Origin of the sequence: Azospira sp. I09 (assembly GCF_009177135.1) — a bacterium.
Classification (GTDB): domain Bacteria; phylum Pseudomonadota; class Gammaproteobacteria; order Burkholderiales; family Rhodocyclaceae; genus Azospira; species Azospira oryzae.
Genome location: NZ_AP021845.1, coordinates 320,898 through 334,882, shown reverse-complemented (window position 1 = coordinate 334,882; position 13,985 = coordinate 320,898). Strand labels below are relative to the sequence as shown.

The window sequence follows — 13,985 nt, the reverse complement described above, 5'->3', positions numbered from 1 at the left end:
AGGCGGCCATGCGATGCGTTCCTGTCCTGCTGGCCGTGCTGCTGACCGCATGCGGCCAGCAGCCGGCTGAAGACCTGACCGCCACCTTGGCCGCCGATCCCGTGCGGCTCAAGGCGCTGCGCGCCCAATGCGCAGCCGACCGGCAAACCGCAGGCGAAGACACCTGTCGCGCCGCTGCCGAAGCCTTCCGGCGGCGCTTCTTCACCGGCCAGACTGGGCCGGACGAATACCGGACGCTGGCAGAACTGCCGCCGATTCCGGCGAGTTTCGACACGCCAACCGACGACGCGCCGGAAGGTGATGCGTCGCTCGCCGCTGCGGAGGACACGCCATGAACGACGTAACGATCATCGACAGATTCCTCGATACCTTCTCGCGCTACATCGACTCCGGTTTCGGTCTGCTGCAAGGCGAAGTCGCGTTCCTGACGGCCACTCTCATTGTCATCGACATGACCATTGCCGGTCTGTATTGGGCCATGAGCCATGCGACCGGCCAGGGCGAGGACGTGATCGCCAAGCTGCTGCGCAAGGTGCTTTACGTCGGTGCCTTCGCCTACATCATCGGTAACTTCAATTGGCTGTCGAGCATCGTGTTCCGCTCGTTCGCCGGGCTAGGCATCACCGCCACTGGCTCGGCCATAACGATGGAGAACTTCTTGCAGCCGGGTCGGCTTGCCAAGACCGGCATCGACGCCGCTGCGCCGATCCTCGACCAGATCGGTGACATGGCCGGCTTCCCCGAAGTGTTCGTGAACCTCGACCCCATCGTGGTGCTGTTCATCGCTTGGCTGGTGGTGATCCTCTGTTTCTTCGTGCTCGCGGTTCAGCTTTTCATCACGTTGATCGAGTTCAAGCTGACCACGCTTGCCGGCTTCGTCTTGATCCCGTTTGCGCTCTGGAACAAAACCTCGTTCCTCGCGGAAAAGGTGCTCGGCAATGTGGTTTCGTCAGGCATCAAGGTCTTGGTGCTGGCGGTAATCGTCGGCATCGGCTCGGGCCTGTTCGCGGAGTTCCAGGTTCATCCCGACGAGCCTTCCATCGACCATGCGCTTGTCGTGATGCTGGCTTCGCTTGCCTTGCTGGCGCTGGGCATCTTCGGCCCCGGCATCGCCACGGGCCTTGTGTCCGGTGCGCCGCAGCTCGGCGCGGGTGCGATGGCGGGCGCTGCCGTCGGCGCGGTAGGCACGGGTGTTGCCATCGGTGCCGCCGCGACCGGCGTGGGCGGTGCCGTCATGGCGGGCGCACGCATGGCCCCGGCCGCCGCAAAGCTGGCCGGGAGCGGCGCACGCGCCGCCACGTCGGCGGCCAGCAGCGCCAAGTCCGCATTCCAGGCCGGTTCCGCCGCTGCGGGCGGCGGGGCTAAAGGCGCGGCTGCGGGCCTCGGCAATGTCGCCAAGACCGGCGCGCAAGCGGCAGGCCGCCGAGCTGCATCGGGCGCTTCCGCTGCCGGTCAGAAGGTGGCCGACTCCTTCCGGGCAGGATGGAACGGTGCGGATGTCGGCGCTGCCGGTTCCGGCCAGGCCGCCGCAGGCGAAGGCGCAGCCAGCGCGCCGAAGCAAGAGCAACCCGCCTGGGCAAAGCGGATGCACCGCCGCCAGCAGATCACCCATGCCGCAACCACCGCAGCCCACACGCTGCGCAGTGGCGACGGCGGCGGCTCAGGGCAAGGCCCAAGCCTGCGCCCCGATGCGTGACCCGATACCTGACCACCAAGGAGAACCCTATGCGATTCAAACGCCCGCAGGTGCGCTATGCCGACACGCCGCAGCCTGCCACCCCGTACCAATCCGCCGCGCAGGTGTGGGACGAGCGCATCGGCTCGGCCCGCGTCCAGGCCAAGAACTGGCGTTTTATGGCCTTCGGCTGCCTCACGCTTGCGCTGCTGATGGCCGGTGGCCTGGTGTGGCGCTCGGCGCAGTCCATCGTCACCCCTTACGTCATCGAGGTCGATCAGTCGGGGCAGGTGCGCGCCGTCGGCGAAGCCGCCACGCCGTACCGGCCCGCCGATGCGCAGATCGCGCACCACCTGGCGCGCTTCGTGACGCTGGTGCGCTCGCTGTCTATCGATCCCATCGTGGTGCGGCAAAACTGGCTGGACGCCTACGACTACACCACCGACAAAGGCGCGGCGGTGCTCAACGACTACGCCAGCAAGAACGATCCTTTCGCCCGTGTTGGCCGCGAGTCGGTGACGGTGCAGATCACCAGCGTGGTACGCGCCAGCGATGCCTCGTTCAACGTCCGTTGGACGGAGCAACGGTTCATCAACGGTGCCCCCGCCGGGACCGAGCGATGGAACGCGGTGCTTTCCACCGTCCTGCAAACCCCGCGCACCGAACAGCGCCTGCGCAAGAACCCGCTGGGTATCTACGTCAACGGCCTGTCGTGGAGCCGCGAACTGGATTCTTCTGAAGGAGCCAAGCCATGAACCTGTCTTTCCGCTTATACGCTTTCGCGCTGACCGTGGTGGCCCTGTCGGGCTGCGCTTCGCAGGGCAAGCCGCCTCCGTCCATTTCGCTCGATGAGCCGGTGCAGGCACAGCCGCTGCCGGAGCCGCCTGCTCCAGTGGAAGTCGTCGCCATGCCCGAGCCGCTGGCGCTGCCAGCGCAGTTGAAGCCGCTGCACGAGTTGGACGCGGCCCCGGCTAAGCCGGAGCCGGCCGATGAGAAGGTGCGCGTTTCCCGTGCCAATGCCGAGGCGCGCATCGCGCCCACGCGCGAGGGCTACGTCAATGCGATTCAGGTGTGGCCCTTCACCGATGGTGCGCTCTACCAAGTCTATGCCGCGCCGGGACGCGTGACCGTGGTTTCCTTGCAGCCGGGCGAGGAACTAGTGACGGTCGCAGCCGGCGATACCGTGCGCTGGATCGTCGGTGACACGTCCAGCGGCAGCGGCGACGCGATGCGCATCAATGTGCTGGTCAAGCCCATCCGCTCAGGCCTCAAGACGAATTTGGTCATCACCACCAGTCGCAGAACATACCTGCTGGAACTGACCTCGACGGAAAAGGCATGGATGGCGTCGGTGTCCTGGGACTACCCAAAAGACCGGATGTTGGCCTTGCAGCGCCAGTCGCAGGCGGCTAGCGCCGCCGCACCGGTCGATACCGGACTGTCGCTGGAGAAGATCCGCTTCCGATATTCCGTCTCAGGCAGCAATCCGCCGTGGAAGCCGCTGCGCGCCTTCGACGATGGCGAGAAGGTCTATATCCAGTTCCCGCCGGGAATCGCCCAAGGCGAGCTGCCACCGCTGTTCGTCATCGGCGCGCAGGGCGACGGACAACTGGTGAATTACCGTTTTCGCTCGCCTTACTACATCGTGGATCGGCTGTTCGGCGCGGCCGAACTGCGCCTGGGCGGCGACAAGGGTGACGTGGTGCGTATCGAACGCACGGATGGCTTGGCGCGGAGGAACTGACCATGAGCCAGGACGACACTCCCGACCTCGCCACGCCGCATGCGGGCAAGGTGGCACCCGAGGCAGTTGCGCTGCGCGCCCAACCGCGCCCGGTCACGCGCCTGAACCGGCGCACGCTGGCCATCCTCGTCGGCGGTCTCTCGGTCGCTGTGCTCGGCGCGCTGATGTGGTCGCTGCAACCGCAGCGGCGCGGTGCAGGCGAGCAGACCGAGCTTTACAACGTCGATCGCGTCTCGAAGTCCGAAGGGTTGGACGCGCTGCCGGCGGACTACTCGAAGCTGCCGCCCCCCTTGGCGGCATCCGTGCCGGAGTTGGGGCCGCCGCTGCCAGGCGATCTTGGCCCGGCCATTGTGAAGTCGCAGCAGCCGGTGACGGCCGCCTACGCGGCCCCCGGCAACGACCCCAACGACGCGTTGCGCAAGGAAGCCGAAGCAGCAGCGGCATCGGCGGTGTTCTTCCGCTCTGGTTCGCAGAAGGCCGCGCCGGTGGCGCAGACACAGGTAGCCGCTGCGCCGGGCTTCACCGCCAATGCGGCCTTCGACCCGCTGGCGGCCGGGCCTGCGTCGACGGCGGCCCAGCCCGCCGACCCGACCGCCGTGCAGAACCGGCAAGACCAGAAAGAGGCATTCCAGAAAGCCGGAACCACGGAAGCCCGTGATTCCGGCAACCTGACGCTGCCGGCGTCGCCGTATCAGGTCATGGCCGGAACGGTGGTCGCCGGGGCGCTGGTGACGGGCATCAAGTCGGACTTGCCGGGCGATGTGATCGCCACAGTGACGGAGCCGGTCTATGACACGGCTACCGGCAAGTTCCTGCTGATCCCGCAGGGGTCACGCATCCTGGGCAAATACAACAGCCAGGTCAGCTACGGGCAGAGCCGCGTGCAAGTGGTGTGGAACCGGATCATCCTGCCCGACACGTCTTCGCTCAAGCTCGACAACTTGGCCGGCACCGATCCGGCCGGCTACGCCGGCTTGGAAGATGATGTGGATTGGCATTGGGATCGCGTCTTTGCCGGTGCGGCACTGACGACGCTACTGGGCATCGGTGCCGAACTGGCTGCGCCGGAGAACCGGCAGGACGGTGATCGCGTCATCATCGCCGGCCGCGATAGCGCCCAGGACAGCATCAATCAGGTCGGTCAGGAGATGACCCGGCGCAACCTCAACATCCAGCCCACCTTGACGGAGCGCCCCGGCTTGCCGGTTCGCATCATCGTCAACCGCGATCTGGTGCTGCGGCCGTACCAGCCACTTTTCTTCAACAGGGGGACTTCGCGATGACGACGCGCAAGCTACGGCTCGGGCCGCTGCCGAAAACGGAATCCACGAAGCTGACTTTTGCTTGCCCGGCCAGCCTGAAAGCCGACCTCGACCGCTACGCTACGCTGCACGCGCAGACCTACGGCGAGGCGGTCGATGCCACGGTGCTAATTCCGCACATGCTAGAAGCCTTCATGGTCGGAGATCGGGGATTCAGGAAGGGAGGCGCGGGCAAGGCCGCGCCGCCGAAGCCAAGCTGATGATGCCGGTTTCCGCTGGCGGCCATCCCTCAAACGCGCAGCCCAAGGCTGCGCGTTCTTCATTCTGGAGGACGGCGACCGATTGGGCTATGAAGACCAAACGCGGCTACCGCCTGCAGGCAACCGCCCCCGATGCAGCACGCTCGGGCTTTCTACCGCGAAGCTCCTATGTGGCTCCCAGCCCACAACGCCACAGCCCCGCAAGGCGGCCCGAAGTAGAGCCAAACCCGCACCCCATATAGACTTCCGGCCATCAGGCTGATTTCAACAATCGCTTGACTGCGGACATTTGAAATCCGGCCCAGCGCAAGGGCAGAGACATCAAGCCGCTTGTCGATGTCCGCAATGGACACCACCAAGTCGTCCTGGTCGCTCGTGGCCAGGCTGAGGTCTTCCGTCACGCCAACACGTTGTTCTCGTAACGCTTCAATCTCCGCCGGCAAGTCGGTCAGCCGCCAAATCTTCTGGCGCCAGATTTTTTCGGCCACGATCGCCTGGTTGAAGCGCTCGACAGCAGTCTTCCAAGGCATACGAGGCGCCGCCTTGCCGAGCTTGATCGCTTCCAGTCTTTCGCGAAGGCCCGGAACCTTGTCGTTCTCTTCATCCGTCTTCTGCCACCAAAAGCGCCCGACGAAATCATTACGGTTGGTCTATTCCGAGGCGGCCGGCGATCAAGGCCCAGGCATCTTCCTCCAGCAACTCGCTGGCCACCTGCCGAAAGCCATCAACCTCGTCAAGCCAAATGTCATGAATGGCCGACTTCTTCGGCAGCTCGAGCGAAACATTCTCGACCGCCCCGTTGTTGCTGGATGCGACCACGATGGAAAAGCCCGTCAGAGCCGGTTCAAGGGGGTAGTACGGAATCGACTTGCTTCCAACTTCGAGCAGCCGTTTTTCCCCAAGCAGGCGGGCACCGGGATCTGCAAGCACCTTCGCTCGTTCAACGACGATCGCCGCCACAACATCGCGGAGAAGAGTTGTTTTCCCTGTCCCCGGCGGACCATTTACAGCGAAGCAGCCAGACGCTTTCATTCCATTCCACATGGCGTTGATAGCTACCTGCTGGCTCCAAACCAAAGGATGTTCTGCCGGCCAACACCCTTCAGGAAATTTCTCGGGATGGAGAAGCCTAAGGGCAGTTGCGCGATCCTTACGGACGTCGATCTTGGCGTGGTTCTCGGGTGGCTCAAGGAACCGCCTCAAGCCATCACCCGCCATCACCAGGCCGCCGGTGATCAAGCGATTCAGGTCTTTGATGAAGAATGAATTGAGAAAGTCGTCATCGGATCGCGGCGCCGCTTTCTTCTCCTGGTCGTTGTTGGGGTCCTTTTTCGGACGCTTGATCTGAACGGACTTGACGCGATGCGTGATGGAACCGCCAACTAGGTTGCCCAGCTTCAGTTTATCGATCACGAGCGCAGCGAATTCACTGATCCACTGGAACCCGATAGGCTCGCTGGCTGGGTGATTCCCTACACGCCAGGCCAATTCCTCTCGCAGCCGATCAAGCTGGATATCAAATCCGGGGAATCCGCTATCCGACGGCGGCAGCTCGCTCTTGCCAGGAGGTGTGTGCAAGCCGTCTGTGTCGCAAGCATCGCCATGTGGTAAGGCGTCCAGACCTCGGGTTTCGACAATGCCGAACGCCCAGGCCGCCATGCTGACCATCAGCGTTTCAGCGAGAGGCCGGCCGTTTTCGTCGATTGAAAGGGTGAATACGCTGGATTGCCCACCAGGGCGTTCCTCGAAGACATCGGGCTGCTTACCCAATCGTCGCTCGAGGAAATCGATGAAGCGTGAGCGGTCGTAGACAACCCCGAACAAGCTGTGCCGCCATGCCTTTGAGGGCGAGATCGGACGACGTTTGAACCCAGCATCAAGCCACGGCGGAAGGATATCTGGCCCCCAATCCCGAGCAGGCTCTTTCGGGTCGTTGGGGGCCTTCTTCGGTATTTCCTGGGGGCTTAGTGCCTCGACGTCGCGCCAGAACTTGATCAGGTCTACAAAGGTGGTGTCGTCCATATCTCACACAAATCCAAGGCCAACGTGATGGCAACGCCCAGGGCGTCCCAGCAACAAAGCGCGGTGACGCGACCAGAACTTACTTGGTTGCGATTGCGGAGATTTCGACGGCGACATCCTTGGGAAGTCGTGCTACCTGAACCGTGGCGCGAGCCGGCGGATTCGCACCGAAGTATGTGCCATAGACCTTGTTCATGGCGGCAAAGTCGTTGAGGTCGCGCAGATAGACGGTCGTGCTAACCACGTTTGCCATGCTCATGCCATTTGCTGCAAGCACCGCCGCAAGGTTATCCATTACCCGCTTCGTCTGCTCATCGATCGTCGTCCCAACAATTTGGCCGGTGCTCGGATCAAGAGGAATCTGGCCGGAGAGGAACAGCATGTTGCCAGAGGCAATTCCTTGGGAATAAGGGCCGAGTGCCGCCGGAGCGCCGTTGGTCGCCACAGCCGAGTTGCCAGGAGGCGTGGCGCACGCGGTAAGGGCGGTTGCAAGAAGTGAAAGAAGTAGGAGAAAACGAGTTTGTTTCATAGCACTTAAATTCCAATGGGATAGAAAAGGCGAATTGTCTTCCAGCGGCCCTCGTTGAGCAAGGACCCAGGACGGGTGGATATCGCTGGATGACGAATGACGTCGCAATTATCACACCGAGCCCAAGTCCTCCTCCAGTGTGTTCCCGCATCTTAGGTCCATTTCTCCGGCTACCACCCCTGTTTGCGCTGCATTTCCGCATTGCCACAGCCCCGCCGCCCCGGACAATGACGGTTTTTCAGCCCAAGCCCCGGTTGCTTGGCGGAGTGACGTCGAAGGAGTCCTATCAATGCCGATCCACATCGTTGCCGAACTGCCATTCCGGATCGGTGTCCCGACAGTTATCAAAGGGCCCGCCCCAGAGGGCCAGTTCGTGGTGGTGCTCGAGGACGACGGCGAGACCGGCTACTTCTACGCCATGGATAACTCGAAGGAGCAACCGTTCCAGGATGGGGTGATGATCTACTCCTTGCAATCCGCAGAGGACAAGCCATACGTCGCCCAAATTGGGTGGTCATCAGATAGCAAGAAGGCGATCCTTCTCATCAATGGATACCCGAATGCCGTATTCGATTTCGATCTGAAGCAAGGGTGCTGCCGCACGGGGTACCCGCCGATGCTTGGACCAGGCTGGTCGCCGCGGGGACACACTTGGGACGACTCAATGCTCCAACCCTTCGCCGCCCCCATTACCCAGCCCGAGAAAACGATTTGGACAGACCTGGTGCCCAACCTCGGGGAGATGTTCGGGATTGACACGTCATTTGAGGACCATCCCGACTTCCTCGTCGTTGATACCTCGCCGGTAACCTTCCTGGAGAACCCCGAACGGATCGAACCCCTGTTCGAGAAAATTCGTGAGCTATTGCCCGCCGGCGCCGTAATGCAATTCTTCAACGTCGAGCACCGTATTGCCTTGGTGCTTGCCCAATCCCAAGACGTGATCAGTCGCATCTCGACCGAGCGAGGCTATGTGGCGAACTGACATGTGGTCAAAGATCAAAGAGGCAACCACGGCTTTATTCGGCCACGGCCACGTCGAGTTTCTGGAAATGGGTAAAGCAATTGTAGGAGTGGCTAACGCCGACCAGGGGTTCAAGGACCCGCGCTTGATTCAACTTTTCGATGTGTTGCAGGAAGGCCTACCGCAGGGAGGCGTCCTCAGCATTCATCACCGGCAACCCCAAGTCATTTTCATCGCCGGCACCGATCGGCGGCTCGTCTCGCAGATTGAGTTGCAGCGTGGATTCCGGGAGGCGGCATGAGCCACGATACGTCCACCAGAAATCATCTCTTCGATATACAGCGCCTTGCGCTTGCGATGGCGCTCATCCTGTTGCCGGGCTGCATCCTTCACCTTGCAACTGATATGGATCTGGAAGGCGCAATTGAGCGCACCTCCTACTGGTTGATCCCAGGCTTCGCCTACATCTATTACAAGTCACGAAGCCTCACTGCCTTCCACAGGTTCTTGGTGTTCCTTCTACCATTCGGCCGCTGGCATTCCAGCGGAATCGTGGTCTTTTGCTGGTTCTGGCCTCTTTCCATCGCGCTGTTTCACCGCTTCAATCGGCGCTTGGACCGGTCGATGAATGGCGCCGAGTAGCATGGCCAAGTATTTCGTCGCATACGCCTACTTTTTGAAGAACGGCGGACATGGTTTCGGCAACATAGAGGCTGATCGTTCGTGGCCTATCGCTGGCCAAGCGGACATCAACGAACTGACCGAGCACATCACCGATTCCCTTTGTCGTGCGATGAATCAGCCATCACTGACGTTGACCATCCTTGGGTGGCAGCGATTCGAGGATGACATCGAGCGTAAGCGGCCTGAGCCCGGACAACCTTCAAACGTCATTTCGCTACATCCGTCATGAGCCAAAGAATTCTCCACAGCTGCCGCTGCATTACTGCCATCACAGCCCTCCTCTGCCTGTCATCTGGCGCATCCGCACGCACCATCTTCGATGGCAATGGGCAGGCGCAAGCCGAAGCCTTCTCTCGTATCTACGCTACGTTCTGCATGAAGCATCTGTCGGACTTGAAGAAGCTCACCGATCGGATGGCCTTCTCGCCGCAGCTCCCGAAAGAAAAGGCTGCACAGTTCCTTCAAGGAAAACCCGGGTCGGCCTGGCCCGTGCCGGAGCAAAGTGGGACATTCATTTTGGCCATCCGCAGCGATAAGCCGATGTGCATGGTCTACGGGATGAAAGCAGACAACGAAGCGGTCGAAAAAACGTTCTCCTCCATGGTCAAGGCCGCCCCTTCACCGATGGTGATCAAACAGATCCAGGATGAGCAAATGAACACCCGCCACGGCCCGGCCCATTCCATTTCATACGAATGGACCATGCCCAAGCAACCACGAAAGATGTTGTTTTCTCTGACCACAACAGCATCCGATACAGCACCCCTTCAAGCTCTCGCCTCCGCTGCGCTGATTACCAAATGATCATCCTCCGCATTCTCCTGGCCGCCGTTCTCGCCGTGCTGATCATGCCGACGGCGAACAATTTGTCACCGGACCAGGATGTCACTGTTTCGCCCCCATTCTCGGTCTCCGTCCTGGCAGACCTCGATCAACATATTGCTCAGGCTGCAGCCACGTTCGGAATCGCTGCTCCAACGGTGCGGTTCGTGACATCCAAGGCTGCCGGTGTCACGACGCAGAGCCCCGATTCCTCGAAGAAGGAACCCGAAATCAGACTTGGGCAACCGCTACAGCGAGCCTCATACCTCGATCGGCCCGATTTGCTTAAAGCTGTCGCCAGCCACGAATTCGGCCATGCCGTAATGCTCGCGCGGCACGATGATTTTCCTCTCTGGTCGATCCTGGTCATGTACGCCACTGGCTTGCTTCCCTTCCTGGCGGTCCTTCCGAAAGTAATCAGCTTGGTCGCCGGCGGCGGCATCATGGTCTTGGCGATGTCTGCCTTGATGCTGTTTCCCAAGTGGGCAATCGCTCATGATGCCTACCTGTTTTTCCTGGCGGGCCTTTCAACCCTATCGCTGCTGATCTGGGCGCTCGATTTCGCTAAGCTCCTCGACAATCCGTTTGGGCGTTGGTTGAAGCCCTTTCTCCCCTCCGCAAAAATGTTCGGTATCGCCGGGCTGGTGGCCCTTCCCCTCTTCCAGATGTCTTGCTACCTGGTTGGGCAAATGAACATCGAGCGCGAACTTCGCGCCGATGCTTTCGGGGCATGCCTCACGTCGCCGGCGACCATGCGCGAAGCCCTTCTTGCCCTGACGGACGTTGCGCCATCGGCGGCCAAGGAAGCCTTTGACACTTTCCATCCTTCGATGAAAGAGCGCACGGCGATCCTGGGCACCCTCGAGCAAGAACCGCTGAAAAGCCGAACCTGCGCCGCCCTTCTGTCAGGCAAAGAGCCGATCGTCATCGATGGCCGTGTGATTCAGTGACTCGGCGGTTGATCCTGCTGGTGGCGGGCTTCATAGCGGCCGCCAGCGCCATCGCCGCAGGACATCCTGTCCAGGGTGCGTATCCATTCCGGATCGAGACAAAGGCCGCCGGCCGAGAATATCGCCTGGTGGCTGTGAACAGCGGGCCGGCGACAATCACTCTTGCCGCTCAGATCAAGGGCGAAAATTTCGCTTCAGATCACAGCTGGCCATTGGTCGAGGTCATCCCCCCCAACGCCAGTCAGGAGCTGGGCCGTGTATTCGCGGCTACCCGTGGCCAAGGGTTCCGATTTACCACGCGCTACAGTCACGCCTTTGGTGACGCCCGCCGGCCACCAGACAGCGCACTCGCCTACCGGCTCCCATTTGCCGACGGCGTTCGCTCCCAAGTCGGGCAAGCGCCGGGCGGAGAGATCACAACCCATACCGGAAAGGAGAGCCTGTACGCGGTGGATTTCACCGTCCCAGAACAGACGCCGGTAGTTGCTGCCCGGGGAGGAACGGTTGTCGAAGTGAAGGACTGGTTCACCGAAGGAGGACCAAACCCGGATCTGCTCGACAAAGCCAATATCGTCACGGTTCAACACGGTGACGGATCCACGGCTCAGTATGTTCACCTCGCGACGAATGCCATTGTGGTCAGGCCGGGCCAGGTCGTTACCCAGGGCCAATTGCTTGGCTACTCTGGAAACACCGGGTATTCGTCGGGGCCACATCTCCATTTCGCTGTGACTCAGGCGGTTGTCTATCCAGACGGGACGGTCCATCAGGATTCACTACCCATTGCCTTCTACGCCTTCAACCCATCGGTTCGATTCGAGGCACGACAGAACATGGTCGTGGCAGCAGATTACTCAAGCCCCGGTAAGGTCGTGTATCCAGAAGGAAAGCGCGAAATCGTGGTCGCAATGGCGCAGCCAGCCCCCGGTCCCCTACCGGCCGAATCCACAAACACTCCCCGGGTAACATCCCAGGAAGTCGGCATATCGATTGAAGCGGAGCCGCAAGGGTCTTGGGCTGATGATATTGAGCGCGAGACCGGCTATCCGCTGTGGGCCTTGGTATGCGCCATCGCTGCCTTGTTTATCATCGTTCGCCTCGTGGCCGAGTTCTTGGACACTCTCAAGCCCCCAGGTGTGGCGATCAGGACAGAGAATTGGCGTGGTGCGGTGTACAACCCACGCGAATTCAGGCGCCCCAGAGACAGCGACTAGGAGACGGTCCCTGTCTGGGCCTTGGATCGGACCTTCGTTCGCCGTGGCTCGGCAGCGTCAACCACATTCGCGTGCGTCCGCTCGTTATCGCTTTTGCGCAACTCCTCACGAACCGCCTCCGGAAAGGCAGCCATCAGCGCATCGCGCGCCCACGCATACCCGAGGTGATTGAAAGCACGAAGCCGCTGCAGGGCGGTCAATGTCCGAGCTTTACCCTCCGGGGTGTTCCCGTTGGCCACGCTTTTTGCGTAACTGCGGATCTCGGATAGCACGCTCTTGTGAGCTCCGATCATCCTCGCCAGCCCACTATCCGACTTCAGCTCGAACTTCTCTTTCACACGATCCATCAGCGCGATATCGCGCTCCAACTCTGTTGAATCGAAGATGGTGAATAGGGGATCTTTCGTCGTAGTCATCGGGGTCTCGTGGTCTGAAGTGTAAATGTTCGCACCATGCGAATTATTATGGCGTAGAATTCGTTCGCACCGTGCGAACGTATTGTAGCTTTTCGTAGCATGGGCATTCGATTTACCTTGGCAAAAATCGACTATTCAGGCCGGCGACCTTGGGAGGTGCCGGCCAATTTTTTGATGGCCACAAGACGCCGATCACGACCTCCCAAGACCATGCCGCGCTGCCGCCAAGGAATCTGCTGCGGGAGATTAATTGACCTTGTTGGTCATGCCCGAGTCGCGGGCGGTGGAAACCAGGTCCTTGCCCAGAGCGACCGCAAAGTGCCGAATGCCGCCGCCGACCTCTAGGCCAATTTCACGCCCGGCGCGCTTCATTTCCGGGTCTTCGTATGCAAGCGCATTGATGCCGTGCTTCTCGACTTGCTCGGCCACCTTGATCGCGTAGCCGGGAATCTTGCGGAAAGAGGAATCCAACTGACTTACGCCGGCGGCGACGTCCTGCTCGATGCCGGCATTGCTGGTGATGACCATACCAGGGGGAGGACCATAACCACCAATCGGAGCAATCTGCTCGACGACTGCTGAGGCCTGCTCTTCTGGAGTGTAGGAAGACCCGTCATCGTGCTGCAGGCCGGTAAGGCCGTATTCAGCCAGGGCTGCGCCCAGGATCAGGGTGGTCAGAGTACCTTTCATGATTTTCTCCGTTCACGTCTTGTTTTGAGAAAACCATCAGGACGAGATACTGGTTGCGTCGATCCAGCAACTCCGCTATCTCGGCTTGGTGGCCGAGACCGGTGGCTTTGCGTCTCCACCTCGCAGTGGGTTTGCCAAAGATCATGCCGCGATCTAATTGCGAACATGAACCGATCACGCCCGCAATTTATTCGCACCATGCGAACGTGTCAACACTGATGGTCGGAATGTTACGAGTTTCGCGAGCCGTTCCATGGCTAACGGCGCTCCGGAACGATCATGTCATGCGCTGTATCCGTGGCGATTCCACTGATGCCGTTTCCAATTTTCCGGCCGACGGCTACACCTTGATCGCGAATTTCCGGCGGGACAGCCAGAAAGCCGCGAAGCCCGTTCTGTTGGATGTGGTTAGCCATTACCGCGGTGTATTTCTGTAGGTCTTCCATCCCCGATTCAAGATCCTTTACACCTTTCTCCATGTTAGGAGGAAGTCCCGGCTGAGCCGATGATCCACCGGAAGATGCAGCCAAATGAGGCTGTGGCGATGCGCTGTTGGCTGGAGATGGCGATGTCGATTCCGAATCGGTGATGAAGCGTTTCCGGGGGGCCTGCGATGGTGCCACCATCGGGCGGCTCGTGTAGCTTGAGGGTGGCGGTGCCGCGTCGTAATAGTTCGGCAGCGCACCTTCAGCCGCGGCAGCGGTACCGGAAATGAGCGCCATCGGCCATAGCAGTTGCTTCATCGAAAGTTCC

The 13,985-nt window shown here is 60.8% G+C and carries 19 protein-coding genes and 1 riboswitch; of the genes, 13 read left to right on the top strand and 6 right to left on the bottom strand.

Going from position 1 to position 13,985, the window contains the following annotated elements; genetic code table 11:
- Positions 1-8: 8 nt before the first annotated feature.
- The 6 genes from AZSP09_RS19565 to AZSP09_RS19540 are packed head-to-tail and all read left to right on the top strand — an operon-like array spanning position 9 to position 4,941.
- Positions 9-335, top strand: coding sequence for a hypothetical protein (locus tag AZSP09_RS19565; protein ID WP_004883103.1), 327 nt, complete (start codon positions 9-11; stop codon positions 333-335).
- Entirely contained in the window at positions 332-1,696 is a 1,365-nt protein-coding gene (gene trbL, locus AZSP09_RS19560; RefSeq protein WP_004883106.1) for a P-type conjugative transfer protein TrbL, read from the top strand. Before AZSP09_RS19565 ends, trbL begins: the two co-directional genes overlap by 4 nt.
- A 29-nt stretch (positions 1,697-1,725) precedes the next feature.
- Complete coding sequence (gene trbF, locus AZSP09_RS19555; RefSeq protein ID WP_004883108.1) at positions 1,726-2,430, top strand: conjugal transfer protein TrbF; 705 nt, start codon at positions 1,726-1,728, stop codon at positions 2,428-2,430.
- A complete protein-coding gene (gene trbG, locus AZSP09_RS19550) occupies positions 2,427-3,419 on the top strand; it encodes a P-type conjugative transfer protein TrbG (protein WP_004883112.1) in 993 nt (330 codons plus the stop codon). The genes trbF and trbG overlap by 4 nt, the downstream gene beginning before the upstream one ends.
- Positions 3,420-3,421: 2 nt before the next feature.
- Positions 3,422-4,702: a TrbI/VirB10 family protein gene (locus tag AZSP09_RS19545; protein WP_004883119.1), complete on the top strand. Its 1,281-nt coding sequence runs from the start codon at positions 3,422-3,424 to the stop codon at positions 4,700-4,702.
- Positions 4,699-4,941: a DUF2274 domain-containing protein gene (locus tag AZSP09_RS19540; RefSeq protein ID WP_004883121.1), complete on the top strand. Its 243-nt coding sequence runs from the start codon at positions 4,699-4,701 to the stop codon at positions 4,939-4,941. Before AZSP09_RS19545 ends, AZSP09_RS19540 begins: the two co-directional genes overlap by 4 nt.
- Positions 4,942-5,093: 152 nt before the next feature.
- Here AZSP09_RS19540 and AZSP09_RS19535 read toward each other — a convergent pair whose 3' ends face one another.
- From AZSP09_RS19535 to AZSP09_RS19525, 3 genes are all read right to left on the bottom strand, one after another.
- Positions 5,094-5,471 (bottom strand): hypothetical protein, encoded by a 378-nt coding sequence (locus tag AZSP09_RS19535; protein ID WP_152091294.1) that lies wholly within the window; start codon positions 5,469-5,471, stop codon positions 5,094-5,096.
- A gap of 109 nt (positions 5,472-5,580) precedes the next feature.
- Positions 5,581-6,963, bottom strand: a complete 1,383-nt coding sequence (locus tag AZSP09_RS19530) for a hypothetical protein (protein ID WP_152091293.1) — start codon at positions 6,961-6,963, stop codon at positions 5,581-5,583.
- Positions 6,964-7,042: 79 nt separating this feature from the next.
- Positions 7,043-7,492: a RidA family protein gene (locus AZSP09_RS19525; RefSeq protein WP_152091292.1), complete on the bottom strand. Its 450-nt coding sequence runs from the start codon at positions 7,490-7,492 to the stop codon at positions 7,043-7,045.
- Positions 7,493-7,781: 289 nt separating this feature from the next.
- On the opposite strand from AZSP09_RS19525, the gene AZSP09_RS20805 reads away from it, so the two are divergent.
- From AZSP09_RS20805 to AZSP09_RS20710, 7 genes are read left to right on the top strand one after another with little or no spacing between them, the layout of a single operon-like run.
- On the top strand, positions 7,782-8,477 hold the full coding sequence (locus tag AZSP09_RS20805; RefSeq protein WP_152091291.1) for a DUF2251 domain-containing protein: 696 nt from the start codon (positions 7,782-7,784) through the stop codon (positions 8,475-8,477).
- 1 nt (position 8,478) lies between these two features.
- A complete protein-coding gene (locus AZSP09_RS19515) occupies positions 8,479-8,757 on the top strand; it encodes a hypothetical protein (RefSeq protein ID WP_152091290.1) in 279 nt (92 codons plus the stop codon).
- A complete protein-coding gene (locus AZSP09_RS19510; RefSeq protein ID WP_152091289.1) occupies positions 8,754-9,098 on the top strand; it encodes a hypothetical protein in 345 nt (114 codons plus the stop codon). Before AZSP09_RS19515 ends, AZSP09_RS19510 begins: the two co-directional genes overlap by 4 nt.
- Before the next feature lies 1 nt (position 9,099).
- Positions 9,100-9,369, top strand: coding sequence for a hypothetical protein (locus AZSP09_RS19505; RefSeq protein ID WP_152091288.1), 270 nt, complete (start codon positions 9,100-9,102; stop codon positions 9,367-9,369).
- Positions 9,366-9,944: an NMCC_0638 family (lipo)protein gene (locus AZSP09_RS19500; protein ID WP_152091287.1), complete on the top strand. Its 579-nt coding sequence runs from the start codon at positions 9,366-9,368 to the stop codon at positions 9,942-9,944. The genes AZSP09_RS19505 and AZSP09_RS19500 overlap by 4 nt, the downstream gene beginning before the upstream one ends.
- Positions 9,941-10,912, top strand: coding sequence for a hypothetical protein (locus AZSP09_RS19495; RefSeq protein ID WP_152091286.1), 972 nt, complete (start codon positions 9,941-9,943; stop codon positions 10,910-10,912). Before AZSP09_RS19500 ends, AZSP09_RS19495 begins: the two co-directional genes overlap by 4 nt.
- A gap of 8 nt (positions 10,913-10,920) precedes the next feature.
- Positions 10,921-12,126, top strand: a complete 1,206-nt coding sequence (locus AZSP09_RS20710) for a M23 family metallopeptidase (RefSeq protein ID WP_269473834.1) — start codon at positions 10,921-10,923, stop codon at positions 12,124-12,126.
- On the opposite strand, the gene AZSP09_RS19485 is transcribed toward AZSP09_RS20710, so the two are convergent.
- The 3 genes from AZSP09_RS19485 to AZSP09_RS19475 form a co-directional block, all read right to left on the bottom strand.
- Positions 12,123-12,542 carry a hypothetical protein gene (locus AZSP09_RS19485; RefSeq protein ID WP_152091284.1) on the bottom strand — a complete coding sequence of 140 codons (420 nt, stop codon included), beginning with the start codon at positions 12,540-12,542 and terminating at the stop codon, positions 12,123-12,125. The two genes, AZSP09_RS20710 and AZSP09_RS19485, sit on opposite strands and share 4 nt — an antisense overlap.
- 246 nt (positions 12,543-12,788) lie before the next feature.
- Positions 12,789-13,232, bottom strand: a complete 444-nt coding sequence (locus tag AZSP09_RS19480; protein WP_152091283.1) for a hypothetical protein — start codon at positions 13,230-13,232, stop codon at positions 12,789-12,791.
- A 62-nt stretch (positions 13,233-13,294) separates the two neighbouring features.
- Positions 13,295-13,378, bottom strand: a riboswitch (cyclic di-GMP riboswitch).
- 111 nt (positions 13,379-13,489) lie between these two features.
- The gene (locus AZSP09_RS19475) at positions 13,490-13,975 is read right to left on the bottom strand and encodes a hypothetical protein (protein ID WP_152091282.1); all 486 of its coding nucleotides are present in this window, start codon (positions 13,973-13,975) and stop codon (positions 13,490-13,492) included.
- Between the last annotated feature and the right edge of the window lie 10 nt (positions 13,976-13,985).